Below are 19520 nucleotides of genomic sequence, written 5' to 3'. Positions count from 1 at the left end.
ACCAACATCAATAATTAAATTTTACTAGAGGAAAATTATGAATCTACCTTTTATCTTAGATATTGCTTTAGGTTTGGTATTTACTTACTTAATTTTAAGTTTGTTAGCCTCCGAAATACAGGAATTACTTGCTACATTGTTACAATGGCGTGCTGCACATCTCAGGAAATCTATTGAAATTTTGCTTGCAGGTGGCGTTCATAATTCTGAAGAGGCAAAAGTAATTCAGTTAGTAAATCAAATCTATAGTAATCCTTTACTGAAAAATATTAATCAAGAAGCAAAGGGGTTTTTGGCAACTTTACCTAGAAAAGCAACTTGGGCTATTTCTTCTTTGACTCGTCCTTTAAAAATTGCACGTCCTGGAACAACTAAGAGTGAAACTATTTTTGGTAATGGTCAACATAGCGGACCATCTTACATTCCTGCTGATATTTATGCAACTACTTTGATGGAAACGTTGCAAATACCCGATTTTTCTCAAAAACTTTCAGAATCTAGGTTGGAAAAGTTTAAAAACGAAAGACTTGCTGAAATACAAAACATTTTATTTGCTTTAGAAGGGCAAGTGCAAGGTGATGAGAAGTTTACTAATTTTTTCAGCCTGATTTATCAAGAATTCGCCGAAATGCAGGCTGATTTTGAACAAATATTGTGGAACTACAATCAAAAAAAAGCGAATTTAGATACCAGTGTTAACCGCATGTCAGAAAGCGTTGATAGGTATATAAATACTTTTCAAGCAGAAATACCAGAAAGCGAATATACGAATAAAGCCATCCGCAAACTCAATTTTCTAAAACAAGACATGTTTGTTTCTAGTGAAAGAGCAATTATGTTAGGAGGTTTGCAACCTAATGTCAGTGAAATAGTTCAGTTGATGAAGAAAGGTAGTAGCGTTTACAAAGAATTTGAGGAAGCAATTAAAGATAAGGACAATCAAACCTATCAAAATTTTCAGCAATTAACTAATCTTTTACCACAGTCAATAACAGAAAACTTAACTGTTTTAGCTCATCGTACTAAAACAAGAATTGATAAAACAGAATCCGGTATCAATGTATTAAAACAAGAAATGGAAAACTCCTTTAATAGTTCTATGACAAGAGCTAGTGGTGTTTACAAACGCAATTCTAAAGGAGTTGCACTGTTGATTGGTTTTATTATTGCCGTAACGGCAAATGCAGATGCATTTCATATGATAAGTAGACTGTCTACAGATTCAGCATTAAGGAATACGATTGTAAACAATGCTGGAGATATATTAGTTAGAAATCAAGACAATTTAAATTATATAGACATCGGAACTCTTAGAAGTCAAACAGAAGAAGCTTTATCGGATATATCTTTACCTATCGGTTGGACTGAAGTCAACATTAAACAGCAAGTCGGTTCATTTTCCTCAAGTAGGGGCGGTTGGACATCTTTATTAAGATTTGCACGGGCAATTCCTGGCTGGATAATCAGCGGTATTGCTATAGCAATGGGTGCCCCTTTCTGGTTTGACTTGATCGGTAAAGTGTCTAAAGTCAGAAATACTGGGGGTAAACCGTAATTAAGATTGGGCATTGGGCATTGGGAGTACAATAGTATTAATTTTCTCAATTCTCAATTACAACTTAAAAGATGTTTGAAAAGTATAGTTTTTATTCATTATCTCGGATTATCCCCCCTTCCCCCCTTGAAAAAGGGGGGTTAAAGTCCCCCAATTTAGCGGGTTATTTAGGGGGAACTAAAGATTTGTGGTTTTATTTATAACTTTCTAAACATCCTCTTAAAAGATAAAAATAATTCGTAAATCCCAACTGCTGTTTTGACGAATAATTTCGATTTGACGAATAAATTCTCTAAAATAAAATCTTCTTTCTGTTTCTGATAAATCGAGCCAAAATTGTGGTATTGAAACGGCTTGAGCAACGGAACGTAAATTAACTGGTGGTAATATTTCTAATTGTGTTTGGAGGTGAGATATTTCGGTACGAATTTTATAAATTCTCAGTTTAGCGGTTTCTTCATCTAAGATACCGGTTTCTACTAAAGATGGTATCTGCTCTAATATCTGTTGTTGAGCGGTAATAACTTTTGTTAAATTATTTTTGACTTCATCAAAGAATGGAAAATTTATATTTTCTACTGCGTGAGGTAAGTCATTACAAACCTTTTCAATAGTACTTTCTAATACTTGTTGATAAGAAATACTACGGCATTTTTTATTTTTAGAACAGTTGATAGGACGTAAATAGTTATACTCCTTTTTCTGTCTGCGAAAGGTGACGCGAGTGACATTCATATGCGATTGGCATTCACCGCAAACAACTAAACCCGCTAGAGAACGCGGTGCGCTAGCTGTACGAGATGGTAAACGACTGTTGCGACGTAAAATGCGATCTACTTGAGCAGCTTCTTCACGAGAAATGATTGCGTTGTGAGTATCGCGAACGATTTCCCCATTCCGGTAAGCAATATCGCCACGGTACACCGGATTAGATAGCCAGCGTCTTCCAGTGGTAACTGATATTTTTTTACCGTATTTTTTCGCTATATGACGCACTGCTCCACGTAAGGAACCGTATAGCAAAAAGCGATCAAAAAACTCTTTAACTACTGGTGAGATAGTACGGTCAATAATATATTTTGCTTTACCTCTACGGTATCCGTAAGGTGCTTTTCCTGGCGGTGGTATTGCTTCTAAGCGATTGCGTGCGTGTCCCTGACGAATGCGATCGCTACGTTTTTGTTGCTGAATTTCGTATAAGAGTTTGAGTAAGTTGGCATGAGTATTAGAATATTTTGTTTGAGAGTTGTAATTTTGTTCGACTGCGATCAAATTTATTCCCATTTTTTCAAATTGAGAAAGTGTAAAGGTTACTTCTTCAACAGAATCACCTAATTCTTCCAAGCGTCGAATAAAAACGCAATCTGGGGGATTTATTTTACAGTCTTGAAATAATTGTTGTAACTCCGAACGTTTTCCCAAATCTTGATAAATTTTATCTACATCCCATCCCAAGCTCGTAGGTTCGGGATTTTGTTCTAATAAAGGGTCGCTGTAAGTGTATCCGAACTTCATTCAGTGAACAGTGAACAGTGAACAGTGAACAGTTAACAGTTAACAGTAAGGGGTATATTTATAACTCCTAATTCCTAACTTTCTACTGCTGTTCGCTTAATTCAATAATATTCCCATCTGGGTCTTGGGTGAATAATGCTCGACGACCAGAAGCACTTGGTTGGATTGGGCAATTATATTTTAATAATCGCTCTTTGGCGGCATCTAAGTCGGCAACTGAAAAAGCAATGTGGGGGTTGCGTCCCCATTTTTCGTGTTTTGGTTGGTTAGAAACTTGGGATGTAACTATTAGGTGTAACTGATATTCACCAACTTGATACCAGCTACCGGGAAAATTTCGCGAACGTTCTGTTTGAGGTAGTTTGAGAATCTCACCGTAAAATTTTTCGCTACGGTTTAAATCAGTCACAAGAATTGCTGCGTGCAAACATTGGGTAATTTGCATATTATAAAAGTTAGTTGTTAGTGGTTAGTGGTTAGTGGTTAACAGTTTTTTCTAACTTTTATTCTCCCATACCTAATCCCCCATGCCCAACGCCCAATGCTCCATGCCCTATCATTCATAATTTACAGAAATTCAAAATTCACCGACGTAAGATAATTTTGTTTTTGTGAAGGGTAACTGATAATTGAAGATCCACATCCTCCGGTTGAAAACTGCTCACTGTTCACTGTTCACTGCTAACTGATTAAAACCCTTGCATTTCTACTAATTCAATACATAAATCATTAATCTGTTCTAAATCTGGTTTATGGCGTAAGGTTGATTCGTCATAAACTGTTTCCATTTCGGCTACCAAATCTTCAGCCATTTGCATTAGTTGTTCGTAGGAGTATTCGCCGTTAAGAATTGCTTTTAAACTTGCTGCATCGCCGATTTTATTTCTGTCTACGATAACTTCTTGATTGCGTAATATTTCTAAACCACTACGTAATAATCTAATACAGTGCATTCCATGTTTGAGGTCATAACCCGATAATTTTTCGGTTTCTGCTCTCTGAGGATTTCTATTTTTTTTCCACGATTGATAGGCCTGCCATTCTCTCAATGCATTATGATATCTTTGGCTTCTTTGCAGCAGGCGAATAAAGTCTTTACGGCTATTTGTAAATTCTTGTGTTTTTTCTATGGTTTCATCTGGTAAAGGATGCTGTTTCAACATTCCTTTAAAGTCAATATCGGCTGTTAACAATTTATACAGTTGTTCTGCTTCTTCTAAAAATTCGATTTTACCTCTAATTAATAAATAAAGATATTCTAGAAAAGCGTTTAATTCTTCTTTAACTAAAGGTGTTTCGTTTTCTATTTCAAAGTCAGATGGTAATGGTTTGGATTGCGGGGGATTTAATAACCACTTACGATGAGTTTCTATTTTTTTGATTTGAGCAAATGCATAACCGGAATAGGTATGCTTTACCTTTTTACTTAAAAATAACTTTCTGCAATCAATTAAACGCTGTCCGACTGGAGTTAAGATAGGATATTCGCTTAACCACAATAGTTCTAAAACGTTGGGGTTTGCTCCTGCTAATAGCTGGATGATTTTTCTTAATTCATAGATAACAGTATCTTCGCTGTTATCCAGAAACGAAAATATACCCGGTTCGTTCCAACCGTTATCTTTTTGTTCGATACCTTTATTAAATCCTAAATAATATTCTTTGGGTGCGACAAATACACCCCTCCAGTCATAATCGGAATCGGGACGGTTTAATCCATAACCATGACTTCCGGCTAATCCGATAAAAATCGTTCTTTGTTCTACTTCTATTCTTTTCATATTTTATTGCTTAATATAGCTGAAACTAATAATCGTTTTTTAGTTATATATCTTAAATTGCTTAATATGCCAGCAACTAACTTTTTTAAGAAAACCAGGCTTCTTAGTTATCGCTTTGGCTTAAATAAATAGTAACCTTTAATACTGCTATAGCTGTAGCTTAATGATTTATATACTTATTCAATTCGCATCAATAAACGCTACTATCCAAAATTAAGACTAAAAACGAATAAATCTATTATCATCTTTAAGTTCTAGAATGACGTTGAGACCCGATAATGAGGTGAATTCACATTTTTTCAAGAATTAGATTATATATATACTTTCTATACCGATGTGCATAGTTATTTTAATCTCTCACCCTTAAGAAAGACAAACCAATATCAACCCAAGGATAGTGTGATATCGAATTATTTTTGGCAATCATTAATGGTTGTCAACAGTATCCAGAGATGGTGGATTCCTAACTTTTACAAGTAATTTGGCGATAGGCTAGCTATTTGTTAGAAAGTAGGCAATTGTTTTTTTAAGTTTAAAGAGAATAATATGAGTACTTTAAATTCTTCCCCTTCAAGCTGTAGATACTGCGAATATTTCACGCCGTTAGGACAGCGTGGTGGTACCTGCGGATTATTAAATAATGGTTTAGTTAAAAGCCATTGGAAAGCTTGCTCTTTCTCGAACCCGGTATTTAATATTTCTAATAGAGAAAAAACTTCTAATTATGCTTTACTAAATCGATAAGATTTTTGGTATTGCACAATTACATCAAACTGTTTGAGACTTGGCAGTGCTACGTCTCTAAATGTGTTATCCGATAATAAGAAAGCATTAACACTAAGACTTACGTAACTGGCACATTTTTGTTGTAGGGTGCTGTGATACTTAATTAAATTCTGAACCTAGTAATCAGGGTTGTAGTGTCACGCACCACCCGAACTGAACACCTTGAACTTTTTAGCGATGCTGTAATTGAAGCAATCTAAAACTTGCAAAATAAGCCGCCATGATAGTAATATTGTCTGTCGGCTGTCTAATTCCTGCTCGGACCAGGTAGGCATGTTGTAAAAGCTGGTTACAACGATTTAGCAGTTGTGAATCAGCTACCTGTACGGCAATTTTAAGGATAAATAAATGAGTTACGCAATTATTGAAACCGGCGGAAAGCAACTAAAAGTTGAACCGGGACGTTTTTACGATATTGAGCTACTGCATAAAGAACCGGATGAGAAAGTTACTATAGATTCAGTTTTATTTGTGCAGCATGACGGTGAAGTTAATATAGGACAGCCTTTAGTGTCCGGAGCTACGGTAGAAGGAACGGTAATGCGCCACTTTAGAGGGCGCAAAGTCTTGGTATACAAGATGAAGCCGAAAAAGAAAACCCGTAAAAAGCGCGGTCATCGTCAAGAAATTACTCGTTTAATGATTGATTCCATTAATATGAATGGTTCTGTCGTTGCTTCTGCACAAACTTCTTCTGATAGTACTGCTAGCAATGAAGAAGCACCTGCTGAAGCCGTAACTGCTGAAGTTGTTGCAGAATAGGTAATGGGTAATTGGTAATTGGTAATTGGTAATGGGTAATTGGTAATTTCAAACTCCTAACCTTTGACCTTTAACCTTTAACCTTTAACCTTTAACGTTTTTATCATCAATTATCAAAAGGAGAAAACATGGCTCATAAGAAGGGAACTGGTAGTACTCGTAACGGACGCGACTCAAATGCTCAGCGCCTTGGCGTGAAACGCTATGGTGGTCAGAATGTTCTCGCTGGAAATATTTTGGTACGTCAACGCGGTACTAAGTATCACCCCGGCAACAATGTTGGTATCGGTAAAGATGATACTTTGTTTGCTTTAATTGACGGTGTTGTAACTTTTGAAAGAAAGGGCAAGAGCCGCAAGAAAGTTAGCGTTTACACTGGCGCTACTGAGTCTGAACCAGCAACTGTTGCTTCTTAAAAATCTCAATTTTACAAAAAGCCCGCAGGCTAGAAGTCTGGGGCTAAAAAAACAAAGCCCGCCTTCGCGGGCTATGATAATTTCTAGCCCAGGTCGTTAGGTCGTCGGGCTTTGTTTGTGTAGCCGCATCCTTATGGGGTGACGGGTAAGGTGTTTGTTCCGGCATTGGGATACTCCCCTTTTATTTTTTTTATTGAAACCTCACCCTGACCATTTAAGAAAATTCTTAACTATTTATTTAAAACCTAAATATCTAACTTTGAAAGGGAAGTGGGTAAACTCCAACTTGCGTATTGTATGCAATTGAAAACCGCTATCAAAAAAAATAATTGAACTTGTTTAATTTTGATTCACATTGTGAATTTATGAAAGTAAATAATCTAATAAAATTCCAGACATTAACCCTACTATAGAAAACAAAGAAGTAAGCAAAAAAGCTTTATTTTCGCTAATTCCAGCTACTTGGAAATCTAATCTTACCAAAATAGTTGCGCTAATTATTAGCATAATATCTAGAAAGATTCTGAACTCAGCAAAAACAAGAAAAAATAAGAATGCTCCCAAAACAGCCAACAGAAAAGATTTTAACTTTGTGTTGAATAAAAACTTCACGTATTTGACAGCTTTTGACCAAGGAGTAGTTATTGCCGCAACTAGAAGCAACACGCTAATTCCAATCATTAACCATGCAAATAACGGCAGGTTTTCTTTAGATAATATCCATCCAAATACGCTGTAAGTAAGCAATACGAGCGTAAGTGAAACCCAAGGAAGCTGTTGTATGATAGACATCTAACTGTTTGTCTCCATCGAGACAGTGAGTAGTTAATTTACAATCTTTCAAAAGTAAGAATGATTACTTTTATCTCAGTATTAGTTGCACCAATTGAGGATAAAGTGTTTAATAACACTGATATTTTGAAGCTCGACTGAAGCTCGACAATCTATTTTACTTTACGATAGCTGGCTGTGATGCCGTAAACTATAACTCTATCTTTGATATCAAGCCAGGAAAAAAAGATGAGGATGTTTAAGTAAGCAGGTAGAATAAGATTTTATTAAAAATTATTTCAATGTGTTCTTAAACATTTGTAAACTGATATCAGCTAAGTTGCGGCTTATCATATCTTGTTAAGGGATTATCATGAGACAATCTGTTATTGCGGAGCGCGTCTGCCTTATAAGTCATATTTTGGCTAAGGTTTTCGGACTTGTAGGTATTATGTTGGTGATACCTAACGCCAAAATGATTTTGAATTTTGGGGATGTTGGACAAACAGCTATGCAAGTGAGTATGGCTAATGGTGGTGTAGTAGACATTATTTTTGGCATAGTAGCCGTTTCGATTTATGCATGTAGAGTCTTGGGATGGCGGACTTGGCTGGGTTTTCTAATACCTTCTGTTTTAATATCGGTAGGTAGCGAGCTGCTGGGAACTAGTACTGGTTTTCCCTTTGGAGATTACAGTTATCTTAGTGGTTTGGGTTATAAAATAGGCGGTTTAGTGCCGTTTACTATTCCTTTATCCTGGTTTTATGTAGGTTTGTCAGCTTACTTAATTGCAAGAAGTGGTTTAAAGGTAGCCGAAAAACCAACATTGATTCGCCATATTGGGGCGATCGCCATTGGTGCTTTGCTCTTCACAAGTTGGGATTTCGCTTTGGAACCAGCTATGAGTCAAACAGCTTTTCCTTTCTGGTATTGGGAAACTCCGGGAGACTTCTTCGGAACACCTTATCGAAACTATGCTGGTTGGTTTGGTACTAGCGCCCTGTTTATGAGTTTAGCAGCTTTGATATGGGGTACGAAGCCGATTAAATTATGGCGTTCGCAATTAGTTCTTCCTCTAATTGTTTACTTAAGCAATTTTGGTTTTGCTGCTGGGTTAAGTCTGGGGGATGGTTATGTTATCCCAGTTTCTTTAGGTTTTGTTTTAGGTGTAATTCCGGCTTTAGTTTTGTGGTTGAAAAGTTCTACAGTACCAACCTATACAGTTGATGATGTAGAAAATGCAGCAAATGAAGTTGCAGTCGCTTCTCTAAAAGTTGCTGTTAAGTAATGATTCAACATAGCGATTAATAATGCAGGAGTTTTTGAGCGGTATCTCGCTTTGTATTTTACTTATTCAGGTACCAGCAGTTTTTGTTCTGCTGTCGCGTCTACTAAAAGGACCATTTCGCCAACCTCCGATTCAGCCCCAAAGTCCTACACCTGAACTTTTAGGGAATGTTAGCGTGGTGGTTCCGACTCTTAATGAAGTCGAACGTATCAGCCCCTTGTTAAGTGGGTTGAGCAAACAAAGTTATGAAGTCCGGGAAATCATCGTTGTGGATAGCAATTCCCAAGATGGTACCCGCGACTTAGTAAAAGCAACAATTGAAAAAGACCCGCGTTTTCGTTTGATAACAGATGACCCTTTGCCTTCATATTGGGTAGGTCGTCCGTGGGCTTTACATAATGGCTTTTTGAATATTGACCCGAAGAGTGAATGGTTTCTGGGAATGGATGCGGATACTCAACCGCATCCCGGTTTAGTTGCTGGTTTGATCAAAACTGCATCTGCTCTCGAATACGATTTAGTTTCGCTGTCTCCCCGATTCATTCTTAAATATCCTGGTGAATCTTTGCTTCAACCGGCGCTGTTAATGACGCTACTTTATAGATTTGACCCTGCGGGTGTGAATACGCAGGCATCCGAGCGGGTAATGGCTAACGGACAATGCTTTCTGTGCCGTCGTTCGGTTTTAGAAACAGTTAATGGCTATACCAGCGCCAAAAGTTCATTTTGCGATGATGTCACTTTAGCAAGACAGATAGCCGCAACTGGTTTTAAAGTAGGTTTCTTAGATGGAGCTAAAGTACTTAAGGTAAGGATGTATGAAGGAGCAGCAGAAACCTGGAAAGAATGGGGAAGAAGCCTTGACCTAAAAGACGCATCTTCAAAGGCTCAAACTTGGGGAGACTTATGGTTGCTCGCATCAACCCAAGGCTTACCTTTAATATTAGTAGTTTTACTATTATTTCTTTCTCCCCACGTTCTTTTCCCATCGGTACTTTTGTCTCTGAATCTATTTTTACTGCTAATTCGTTGTTTAATGCTTTTAGCAATAGCACCGTCTTACGATTTTACTCAAACTAAAGGGGGCTGGTTATTTTGGCTTTCACCAATTGCAGACCCCTTAGCAGTTTCCAGAATTTTCTTGTCAGCCTTTCGTACCCCGCGACAGTGGCGAGGACGTGAGTATGGTTGAGAGAGAGAGGGAGATAGGGGGAAAAAGGAGTGAGGGAGTGAGGGAGGGAGAGAGTGAGGGAGGGAAAGAATAAAATATTTCTAACTCCTAACTCTTAACTCCTAACTCCTAACTCTTTTTACTCTCCTTCATCATCGTCAAGTTTATCGGCGCGTTCGAGTTCCCAAAGTATTTGATTACCCTCGCGACGTACTCGGGAAACTATCCAGTTTCTCCAACGCCATTGGTCTCCACGGCTAGTAACAGCACTAGCATGGACGTTCATTAAGTCCGCTAATTCGGAACTTGTGATTAAGTAACCTTTTTCGGCTATTTCGTCAGCAATGCGAAGAGTTTCAACTAAACTGCGGAGTTGCGAGACTCTTGTTTCGCGTGGTAAATCTTCGTTTTGCAAGGTAGCAGAAGCGCTAGATGATTCCATAGTTTTCGTATTGTTTGTGTCCGACTCAAGATTACTATTATGTATCTTTTTGTTAATAACGGGTGGCGTAATGTGTGAGTTAGATGTAGATGATACCTCAACTTCGGCTTTTTGTGCGAAATTAGCATCACTGAAATTTATATCCAGCATTTGCTTTAGCGATGGTATTTTCCCTGAAGCAAAACCACGGGCGATTGTGTCGCAACGTTCGTTACCTATATTACCAGCGTGACCGCGAACGTGTTGCCATTTAATCTTTTGATTATTAAGATTATCTAGAATTTCCAATAAATCTTGGTTAAGCACGGGTTTTCCGTCGGATTTCTTCCAACCTTTACGCTTCCATCCTTTCACCCACTTCGTAACGCAGTTAATTAGATATTCGCTGTCGGTGTAAAGAGTAACGGGTTTGTTTTGCCCGGAAGATTCTAAAAATTCCAAAGCTGCGATCGCGGCTTGCATTTCCATCCTGTTATTGGTGGTTTTTTTTGATGCATCACCGATTTCGTGAATCGAACCATCATCGAAGTAAACAACAACACCCCAACCACCGGGACCTGGATTGCCGGTACAAGCGCCATCAGTATATATATTTTGAATTGTAGGCTGAGAAGACATAGTTAATATTTTAACTCGTGAAAATACGAGGACATAACTACGACACGGTTAATAATGTTGTAGCAAATATCCGCTGCAAAAAGAGGAAAAAGGTTCTAGTTGCAACGAGTTATAAACGTTATCACGTTTGGACACTCAGTTATACCAAGAAAATAATATTTAATAATTTATTAATTTTGTTTTTGATTTATTTTGGGTTTATTCGCGCTAAAAATTGGCAAATTAAGATAAGCATAAGCAGTAATTATGATGAAACTCTAATTAAATTATTCTTAGCGACGACGAATTAAGAGAAAAAAGAAACCCGGTATTGTTAAAGATACCGGGTTTCTAAGTTGCTAGTACTGCTGCGCGGAAGTAAGAAGTAAGAAGTTTGATTTTATAGGCTTTTCAGCCATCTTTAATGGTTACCTTATTAACGCCGACTTGTACTAGTTACAAATTAAAATGCTGTAAATAATCAATTACTTATAATTTTTCTCTACATCTTGAATAAATTGCTGCCAAATTTCATTCGGAACCCAAATCTGATGTAAATCCTTTTTCGCTATTTCCTCATCAATACCTTCTTGATGGCGACGATATAGATAGATAAAAGCAGATACCCGCTTGTTTGCTGCACAGTGAACAAAGATTTTTTTATCGACGTTTGTTTTCATTACTTGAATAAATTCTTGTAACTTATCCTCAGTCGGATTTTCCCAAATTACGGGTATATGAATGTATTGCATTCCTTGAGATTCTATAATTTCTTTTTCATTAGGTAAAGCATTAGAAGAATCTTTTAATGCAAGATTGACAACAACTTGATAACCTGCTTCTTTTATATAAGAAAACTGTTCTACAGATGGTTGTCCCGCAGTAGCAATTTTATCGGAAATTTTTAAGTAGTTGTAAATATTTTCCATACAATTATGAGACATTTTAATTTATTAATCGATGCGCGACTATTTTACAATAAAGTCTAAGTTTGCAGCACGATTAATAATTTAGGGGAGAGTAATTAAACTTATAGTGGCAGATTGGCAGTTTTGAATTTTGAACGTCAAACCGAATAATAATGTTCTACCACGGGAAAAGGTTCATAAAAATGATGCAAAAGTCGTTTCCATTCTTGATATTCTGCTGATTTTCTAAACCCGACGGTATGAGCTTCTAAAGCTTCCCAACGAGCGAGTAAAATATAACGATTTGGGACTTCGACACATTTTTGTAATTCGTGAGATATGTATCCCGGCATTGAAGAGATAATTTTTGAAGCCTGTTTGAATGCGGCTTCAAAATCATCAGACATTCCGTCTTTTATATCTAAAATTGCAACTTCGAGAATCATTTGTTTTAAGGATTATATGGAAGCCCTAATGGCACTTCCGGCTATGCAGGAATGGATAAAAGCGGGTGAAGAGGAAAAGGAAGTTTTCTCTAAATACGAGTTTTGAGTTGAATATTATGGTGCGTTACGGCATTTTCAAACGTATTATTTTAAATGATAAATTCTAAAGCCGTAACAGCACCCTACAATTAATCATTACAGTTAATCATTTTTCGCTGGAATTTTAGCTTTTTGAAACACTGCTTCAACACTGAATTCTAACCCTGCAAATAAAGAATCAGTAATTACTTCATCACCCATATAAGTTCTCGGTGCTGCATCTGGATAAAAAACTGTAATGCTTCTAGCTTTACTGTCTACCACCCAAACCCTTAATGCTCCAGCATTCAAATAATCCTGCGCTTTAAGAGCCATTTGTCCAAAAGTTTGTCCGGGTGAGATAATTTCAATTGCTAAATCTGGTGGTATTGAACAAGCTCCTTCTTCTTCCCAGTCATCTGGTAAACGTTCGTTGGATATATATAATAAGTCTGGTGTTGGTACCCAGTTACGTCCATTACGAGTTAATGTAATTGCTAATTCTGGACACACTTCTCCTTTTCCTTCACAACATTTTTCTATCAGATTAAGAAGGGCACGGGTTAGTTTGGAATGAAATTTTTTCGGTGACATTTTAGGAATTGCTTTTCCGTCAATGAGTTCGTAGGTAATATCTCCTTCTCCTGGAGGAAGATTAAAGAACTCTTCGAGGGTTAATTGCTGGTTGAGTTGAACTACCATGATTTAAAAGTTAGGATTTGTAGAGACGTAGTATTCATTCCCTCCGGCTTCCCTCTCCTTAATAAGGAGAGGGATTGAGGGTGAGGTTTCATATTAAAATTATTTTCCACTCACTAATAATTTTGCAATTATAATTCCTATAATATTTCACTCAACGGAGTTGCTAAACCATCAATGCTAACCATATTTTTCTTTTGATGATATTCCTTAATTCCTGATTCCCCTTTTTTAGCTGCCCATTTAACTAAACTTTCTCGCTGGGCTTGATAATCATATAAAGGTACGCTCATTCCACAAGAAGTTTGAACTCTTTCAATATCAGCTACTATTATTTGACGGGTTCCCGGTATTTCGGGAAATTGTGAATATAAAGATTCCCATTCTGAATTATTAGGTAAAATAGTTTTTCCGCTACCATAAAGACGCAAAATAGAGGGCGAACCTTCAAAAGCACAAAACATAAAGGTAATTCGTCCGTTTTCTTGTAAATGCGCTGATGTTTCGTTTCCGCTTCCGGTTAAATCTAAATAAGCAACTTTATGTGGTGAAAGAATACGAAAACTCTCTAATCCCTTGGGAGAAATATTTACATGTCCGTCAGAATTTAATGGTGCTGTACCAACGAAAAACATCTGTTGATTTGTAATAAATTTTTGCAATTCTTCGGTGATAGAATCAAAGACTTTAGCCATTTTCAGTTAGTAGTAAACAGTTCTTAGTTAATTTGCTAACATTCTATACCAATGATTTTATATGGCTATTAATTTATTTCTCGTTCCAAGGCTCTGCCTTGGAATGCCAAACATGAGGCTCTGCCTCAAGTTTAAATAAGAGGTAGAGCCTCTAAGAATGTATTCCTTGCCGGAGACAAGGAACAAGTTAATACACTTAGAGCAATGCCCAATTCCCCATTACCTAGGCTCTATGCCCTACTTCTAATTGAGCATTAATTTTATCGTATTCAACTTTACCGTAATCTAGTTTGATGATTCTATCGGCAAGGTGAAAATAATGGTCGTCGTGACTGATGACTATTACTGTTTTATTGCGTTTTTTCAAGTTTTGTAATATTTCTTTGTAAAAAATGTCTCTAAACATTGGATCTTGATCTGATGCCCATTCATCAAATAGATAAATTTGACGATTCTCCAAATAAGCTGTTAATAATGCCAGCCGCTTTCGCTGTCCTTGCGAAAGTTCTGTAGTTGATAGTTTACCGTTTTCTATTGTGACTTTGTGACTGATTTTTAACTGCCTCAAATATTCCTGAGCTTGTTCGTCTAGGGCTGGTTTTTCCATTCCTAAAAGTTTTTCAAATAGGTAAAAGTCGGAGAAAATTACGGAGAAGTGTTGGCGATACCATTCCCGATTATCATCGGTAATCACTTTATCATCTAATACAATTTCTCCCTCTTCGGGAATATATAATCCCGTAATTAGTTTGGCTAAAGTTGATTTTCCGCTACCGTTTCCGCCAACTATAAATACTATTTCCCCTGGTTTAAAGGTTAAATCAACCGGGCCTAAACTAAAACGACTTTCTTTGTCTTCTCCTGGGTATGCATGAACAACTTTTTTTAATTCTAATTTTTTAAATGTGTTTACATCTTTCTTTTTTTCTTCTATATAGTTTTCTTTGTTACCGGCTAATACTAAACCCATTCTTTCTATTTTCTGTAATGCTACCGTGGCTTTAGACAAAGCTTGTAACTTATCTAATATGCTTTGCATGGGCAACATCAAATAAGTAACTGTAAGTATATAAGCCGATAGTATGCTGGGAGAAATAGGTGCGATTTGCGGTAATAAAAATAGCAGCAAACCTACAAGGATAAAAAACAATAAATTGCCCAATCCTGTAGAAACTGAAAAGGTTAATAATGCTGCCGAATTTTGGTCGCGACATATGGCTGCACTATGCTGCAATTCCGAATCAAAAAACTCTTGACGACGAGCTGTGTGAAGTTTAAGCTCTTTGATACCTTCGGTGATAGCGCGAAAATGTTTGAGCAAACGATCTTGTTCGTCTCGCCCTGTAACCAAGTAACCTTGCGCTCTATTAATTAATAGTTGAATACTACCGACAGCTATCATTACGAAGCCTACGGTAAAAGTAAATACCGTACTCGATAGGAACGATAAATAAAACAAGCACCCGGCAATAATAGCGATATCAACACAGATAAAAGGAATTGCGTAAACTGTAGCCGTCAATGTTGCGACATCTTCTGTAAGAGTTGCCAGCAAACGCGACGTACCTAATTTTTCTAAATGCCGCAGTTGAGAAGATAAAATTCCTCTACTCAAACGCAACCGTAATTGATAAACGGCTTCCTGAGAAAGATTTATGAGTAAGACTTGCGAAATAATGCTGTTGACAACTACTATCAATGCGAAAATGGGAAACTGCCAAACCAAGTCGCTGAAACTATTTGAGGATTGAAATCCATCGCTAATAGCCTTATTTATCAACGCTATCAATCTAGCTGTTGTTCCACCACTCACTAAACCCGTAAAAACGGCGATCGCCACTTGCAACCAAGAAGCCTTCAATAAAAGCCAGAGTAAATTCATTCACTGCACCGCATCGCTGGTTACAATTTTTGGTTTCCGTCCAATTAGTAGAGCTAATTCTAGCCACTTCCAATAACAATCCACATCTTCAAAGCCAATGTTCCGCAACCACTTTAGTTGAGTTTCTACATCTAAAAGCTGGTTGGATGGATCGTCTTGTGCTGGTGTGACACCTATCGCTTTTAAAAACTTTTCGTGCAAACGCACTGTAGGTGAAGCGACATGTTCTAAGTTGCAGAAAACACCACCGGGCTGCAACATATTAAATATTTCTACATAAATCGAACGTTTACGATTGTGGCTGAGATGATGAATCGCAAAACTGGAAACGATGGCATCAAATGTTCCATACTCTGGTAAGCTCTCATCTAAATTGTGTTCGATAACTTCTACTGTAGAATCACCTTGAAAACGACTGTTCGCCGCTTCTAGCATGGTTGGTGAAAAGTCTACCGCGACAGATTCAACGTTATGCCGTTCAATCTTTAGTAATGCTAGCAAGCGTCCATCTCCAGTACCTAAATCGAGAATGCGCTTCACGGTTTTAGGTACTTCCTCTAGCAGCACTGCTTCACCTTCAGTGCGGTGAGGAATATTATCCGCTTGTGCTAGATAATTCAAAGCATGTTCGGCAGAAGTCCATAGATTAGCCATATAAAATTTACAGAAATTGCGAGGTAAGGATATTTATCTTACAAGCGCAAAATTATGTTTATTTTATCTTAGTATAGCTTATCAATTTGTTTGGTAAAAGCGCGCATAATTGTATTATTTAAGACTTTAAAAACCTGATATTCTCCAAAGCTAAAAATATATTTTAGTGTCGCGATAATCACTAATAATCTCAGTGCGAATCTAGGAATCTAGCTCTGGTTTGGTATTTTGAATTTCGCAGCATTTTTTCTCAATTAATTTGAATGTATTGCAGTTACCATCAGCTTAAAATACTCCTGGAGTATATATTGAACTGTATATTACGACATAAGCGAAAAACAAACTAAAAGCCTTGTATATTAGTGCTTTCAAACAAATTACATACTTAGAGCATCTTTCTGTAGATGAGAGCCAAACATACAAATGCGAGATATAAAATATCAAACTAAGTAAATATTCTCTCCTGACAAAAATATTAAGACTCTTTATACTTTTGCTATAATCAAGTTTCTAAAGTTACTTTTATTACCAAATATTAGCAATTATTTTTTTCAAACTTTAGGCATTTATTTTTTAGGCAGATTATTATGGTATATAACTTTATTTTTCCCCCTCCGTCAGATGGTATGCCGTTTCGATAATCCTCTGGCACTTCTTATACCGGGTGTAATTCAAAATCCTGTTGCGATCGCTTTCGCTTTGTTTGGCGTTAAATCCTCTATTAGTAAATTAGATTCATTTGAAACAATCAACTGGGTTCAAGGCATTTTAACTCAGGCAATTGTAATTATTATCACTTACTACATTGCACAATTATTTACTCAATTCGTAATTACTCACTTCCCGGCTTTATGATTACCTATTGGATAAGAGGGGAGAGTTTCCTCTCAAAAATAGCGGAGAGGGATGTCCGACAGGACAGGGTGAGGTTTGTCAATTTGAAAATATATTTAAAATATTCAAAATTATCAAAACCATGATTAGGTAAATATCAAACTGATAATTAATTGTTTTTTTAACTAACTGAAATACATTGTTTTCTGACTCAAATTTATCAGTATCGGCTTGCAGCTTTAATAAGCAATAAGAAGTTTTAGTTAATACCTGCTGATAATGAGATAAATTCCATAGTATTATAAAAAAGCAACAAATGAAAGTTAAGAAATAAGTAAATATTGTCCATCTTTGACCGCTAGACAGCATAGTATTAAAACCATACTTGGCTTCAAATAATCTCAGTATCTCAACAATAATTAGCATAGTTTTATAAGGAGCTATACTATTAATAAAAATCCAAGAATATTTTGTGTAGTTTTGAGTAATAGTTGTGACGATAGAATGGCTATTATTTTGAAATAAATGAATATTGTTTTCGATTAACTTTAATCTATAGTTTAATTTTAGAGTTGTTTGCAAGCTTTTATTATAATCCTGAAAAGCTGTGTAAATACTGACTATACCAAAAGGCACAGCTACAAGCAAATGTAATATAAAAGAGTAAGGAGAAAGTAGAATATATGGAAGATAATATTTATTGGAGCTTTGAGCAGTGTTTCCTAATTCCGCTTGCAGCTGTTGAGGTGCGACAACAAATAGCTGATTGCTAATAATTAAAATTACAGTGATAATAACAAAAAATGCTATGAAACGAGATATTTTGGCTGATTTTGATTGACTGTATAAAATTTCTAGAGTTTGTTTTCTCCAAACAACACCCATCATATAATAGTAAGTTGTGACTATAAAAGTGCTGCGAATAAATTTAATTAAACTTCCATACTCACCAAATCTTAGTATAAATACATCACTACCGGAAAAATAATAAGCTGCTACTAGAGAAAATCCGCAAATAAATAATAAAATCACGCAGCAACCTAAAAGCTTAGCTAAAGATGCTGTAGATAAAGTTGATTTAGGTTCTACATCTAATTCTTTCCATTCCTGTTGAAAAAACCAAAATGCGGCTAACTGCTGCTCAATCCAATTTTGATTAAAAATATTTTCGTAAATAGGATTAGCTATTTTCAGTTTTCCTTGCTGTTTGACTACTAATCCAGATAGTCTTAGCTCTACCTCTTCATAAACATTAGTAGTAACTATTTCGCCTTCGCGGTAAATTTTTTGATAAAGTTCCAACAAAATTACCGAACGCCGTTTATCGTAAAGCAATCTATCGCGTATTGTTCTTAAATGTTCGGGTTCGTCTCTTGCTTCCCAATTTTCAATAATCTGGCTTTTTACCAACTGCGATATTTCAGGATTTTTACTTTGGGCTTCCACGACTAATTTACATAATTTTTGAGTTAGAAATGGTTGCCCTCCAGTCCAAAACAGAACTTCTGCTAAAGTTTTTTCGGGATTATCTACCTTCGAGGCAAATCCTTTGATTAAAGATAACTTAGCTTCTTCTAGCTTAAAACCTGTTAACTCGATTGCTTGCCCAATATTAAAAGGTGTTCGTCTTTTGTCTTCAATTAAATTTGATGGCGTTGCTACCCCCAGCAAACAAAAGGTAAGTCTATTGTATTTAGGATTATCTGCACGTTGATTGTAGCAATTGCGAATAAATGCGAAAAAATCATCCGTTGGAAAATCTAAACCAATAACGCTATCAATTTCGTCAATAAAAATAACAATATTTCCACAAATTGACTCTAATAATACTTCATCAATTATCTCGCTTAGCCGCTGCACTCCTGAAAGAAAATCGCGATCGCGCCACCATTGTTTCCAATCAATTTGAACTGAACCCCCGAAATTTCTAAATAAACGGTAGGCAATACCTTTGTACCATTGTTCTGAGGTAATTTGGCTGCCAGTTGCGGTTAAATCAATTGCAGCACAAGCCATACCATCGACTTGCAGTCGTTTCATTGTCCGAACTCGCAAGCTGGATTTACCCATTTGACGCGAGTTGAGTACGTAGCAGAATTTACCAGATTTTAAACTAAAATAAAGTTCGTCATCAGCTTCACGTTTAACATAAGTGGGATCGTTAGCTGATAAACTTCCCCCTTGGTATTTATAAGCGTAGTTCAGTTTCTCTACCATAAGTTGACGTGCAGCCGTCATTG

General features: G+C 36.6%; 19 protein-coding genes. 7 read left to right on the top strand and 12 right to left on the bottom strand.

Translation table 11 applies throughout. The features are described 5' to 3' along the window. Positions 1-37: 37 nt before the first annotated feature. Positions 38-1555 (top strand): hypothetical protein, encoded by a 1518-nt coding sequence (locus tag RIV7116_RS22010; protein WP_015120526.1) that lies wholly within the window; start codon positions 38-40, stop codon positions 1553-1555. Between the two features lie 219 nt (positions 1556-1774). Here the strand turns inward: RIV7116_RS22010 and RIV7116_RS22005 are convergent, their stop codons facing one another. From RIV7116_RS22005 to RIV7116_RS21995, 3 genes are all read right to left on the bottom strand, one after another. Further along, positions 1775-3070 carry a recombinase family protein gene (locus tag RIV7116_RS22005; protein ID WP_015120524.1) on the bottom strand — a complete coding sequence of 432 codons (1296 nt, stop codon included), beginning with the start codon at positions 3068-3070 and terminating at the stop codon, positions 1775-1777. An 82-nt stretch (positions 3071-3152) separates the two neighbouring features. Then, positions 3153-3515 carry a VOC family protein gene (locus tag RIV7116_RS22000; RefSeq protein WP_015120523.1) on the bottom strand — a complete coding sequence of 121 codons (363 nt, stop codon included), beginning with the start codon at positions 3513-3515 and terminating at the stop codon, positions 3153-3155. 244 nt (positions 3516-3759) lie between these two features. After that, entirely contained in the window at positions 3760-4851 is a 1092-nt protein-coding gene (locus RIV7116_RS21995) for a DNA polymerase beta superfamily protein (RefSeq protein ID WP_015120522.1), read from the bottom strand. Between the two features lie 546 nt (positions 4852-5397). Between RIV7116_RS21995 and RIV7116_RS21990 the strand changes: the two genes are divergently transcribed. The 3 genes from RIV7116_RS21990 (at position 5398) to rpmA (ending at position 6815) form a co-directional block, all read left to right on the top strand. Further along, entirely contained in the window at positions 5398-5595 is a 198-nt protein-coding gene (locus RIV7116_RS21990; RefSeq protein WP_015120521.1) for a hypothetical protein, read from the top strand. 390 nt (positions 5596-5985) lie between these two features. Further along, positions 5986-6399 (top strand): 50S ribosomal protein L21, encoded by a 414-nt coding sequence (rplU, locus tag RIV7116_RS21985; protein WP_015120520.1) that lies wholly within the window; start codon positions 5986-5988, stop codon positions 6397-6399. 128 nt (positions 6400-6527) lie between these two features. Next, positions 6528-6815: a 50S ribosomal protein L27 gene (gene rpmA / locus RIV7116_RS21980; protein ID WP_015120519.1), complete on the top strand. Its 288-nt coding sequence runs from the start codon at positions 6528-6530 to the stop codon at positions 6813-6815. A 363-nt stretch (positions 6816-7178) separates the two neighbouring features. On the opposite strand, the gene RIV7116_RS21975 is transcribed toward rpmA, so the two are convergent. Continuing rightward, a complete protein-coding gene (locus RIV7116_RS21975; RefSeq protein ID WP_015120518.1) occupies positions 7179-7607 on the bottom strand; it encodes a hypothetical protein in 429 nt (142 codons plus the stop codon). Between the two features lie 352 nt (positions 7608-7959). On the opposite strand from RIV7116_RS21975, the gene cruF reads away from it, so the two are divergent. Both cruF and cruG read left to right on the top strand, forming a co-directional pair. Further along, entirely contained in the window at positions 7960-8874 is a 915-nt protein-coding gene (cruF, locus tag RIV7116_RS21970) for a gamma-carotene 1'-hydroxylase CruF (RefSeq protein ID WP_015120517.1), read from the top strand. A gap of 22 nt (positions 8875-8896) precedes the next feature. After that, positions 8897-10066: a 2'-O-glycosyltransferase CruG gene (gene cruG, locus RIV7116_RS21965; RefSeq protein ID WP_015120516.1), complete on the top strand. Its 1170-nt coding sequence runs from the start codon at positions 8897-8899 to the stop codon at positions 10064-10066. A gap of 118 nt (positions 10067-10184) precedes the next feature. Here cruG and rnhA read toward each other — a convergent pair whose 3' ends face one another. The 7 genes from rnhA to RIV7116_RS21930 form a co-directional block, all read right to left on the bottom strand. Further along, positions 10185-11105, bottom strand: a complete 921-nt coding sequence (gene rnhA, locus RIV7116_RS21960; RefSeq protein WP_015120515.1) for a ribonuclease HI — start codon at positions 11103-11105, stop codon at positions 10185-10187. Between the two features lie 464 nt (positions 11106-11569). Beyond that, a complete protein-coding gene (locus tag RIV7116_RS21955; RefSeq protein WP_198287546.1) occupies positions 11570-12028 on the bottom strand; it encodes a protein tyrosine phosphatase family protein in 459 nt (152 codons plus the stop codon). Between the two features lie 122 nt (positions 12029-12150). Beyond that, positions 12151-12438 carry an antibiotic biosynthesis monooxygenase gene (locus RIV7116_RS21950; protein ID WP_015120513.1) on the bottom strand — a complete coding sequence of 96 codons (288 nt, stop codon included), beginning with the start codon at positions 12436-12438 and terminating at the stop codon, positions 12151-12153. 201 nt (positions 12439-12639) lie between these two features. Then, a complete protein-coding gene (locus RIV7116_RS21945) occupies positions 12640-13218 on the bottom strand; it encodes a Uma2 family endonuclease (RefSeq protein WP_015120512.1) in 579 nt (192 codons plus the stop codon). A 137-nt stretch (positions 13219-13355) separates the two neighbouring features. Beyond that, a complete protein-coding gene (locus tag RIV7116_RS21940) occupies positions 13356-13910 on the bottom strand; it encodes a pyridoxamine 5'-phosphate oxidase family protein (protein WP_015120511.1) in 555 nt (184 codons plus the stop codon). Between the two features lie 223 nt (positions 13911-14133). Next, the gene (locus tag RIV7116_RS21935) at positions 14134-15792 is read right to left on the bottom strand and encodes a cyclic peptide export ABC transporter (protein WP_015120510.1); all 1659 of its coding nucleotides are present in this window, start codon (positions 15790-15792) and stop codon (positions 14134-14136) included. Beyond that, entirely contained in the window at positions 15793-16446 is a 654-nt protein-coding gene (locus RIV7116_RS21930; RefSeq protein WP_015120509.1) for a class I SAM-dependent methyltransferase, read from the bottom strand. 621 nt (positions 16447-17067) lie between these two features. On the opposite strand from RIV7116_RS21930, the gene RIV7116_RS21925 reads away from it, so the two are divergent. Continuing rightward, a complete protein-coding gene (locus RIV7116_RS21925; RefSeq protein ID WP_015120508.1) occupies positions 17068-17301 on the top strand; it encodes a hypothetical protein in 234 nt (77 codons plus the stop codon). 78 nt (positions 17302-17379) lie between these two features. On the opposite strand, the gene RIV7116_RS34085 is transcribed toward RIV7116_RS21925, so the two are convergent. After that, positions 17380-19518, bottom strand: coding sequence for an AAA-like domain-containing protein (locus RIV7116_RS34085; protein ID WP_015120507.1), 2139 nt, complete (start codon positions 19516-19518; stop codon positions 17380-17382). Positions 19519-19520: the final 2 nt, after the last annotated feature.

The sequence above is a fragment of the Rivularia sp. PCC 7116 genome (assembly GCF_000316665.1).
Classification (GTDB): Bacteria; Cyanobacteriota; Cyanobacteriia; order Cyanobacteriales; family Nostocaceae; genus Rivularia.
This window is presented reverse-complemented; position numbering and strand designations above follow the sequence as displayed.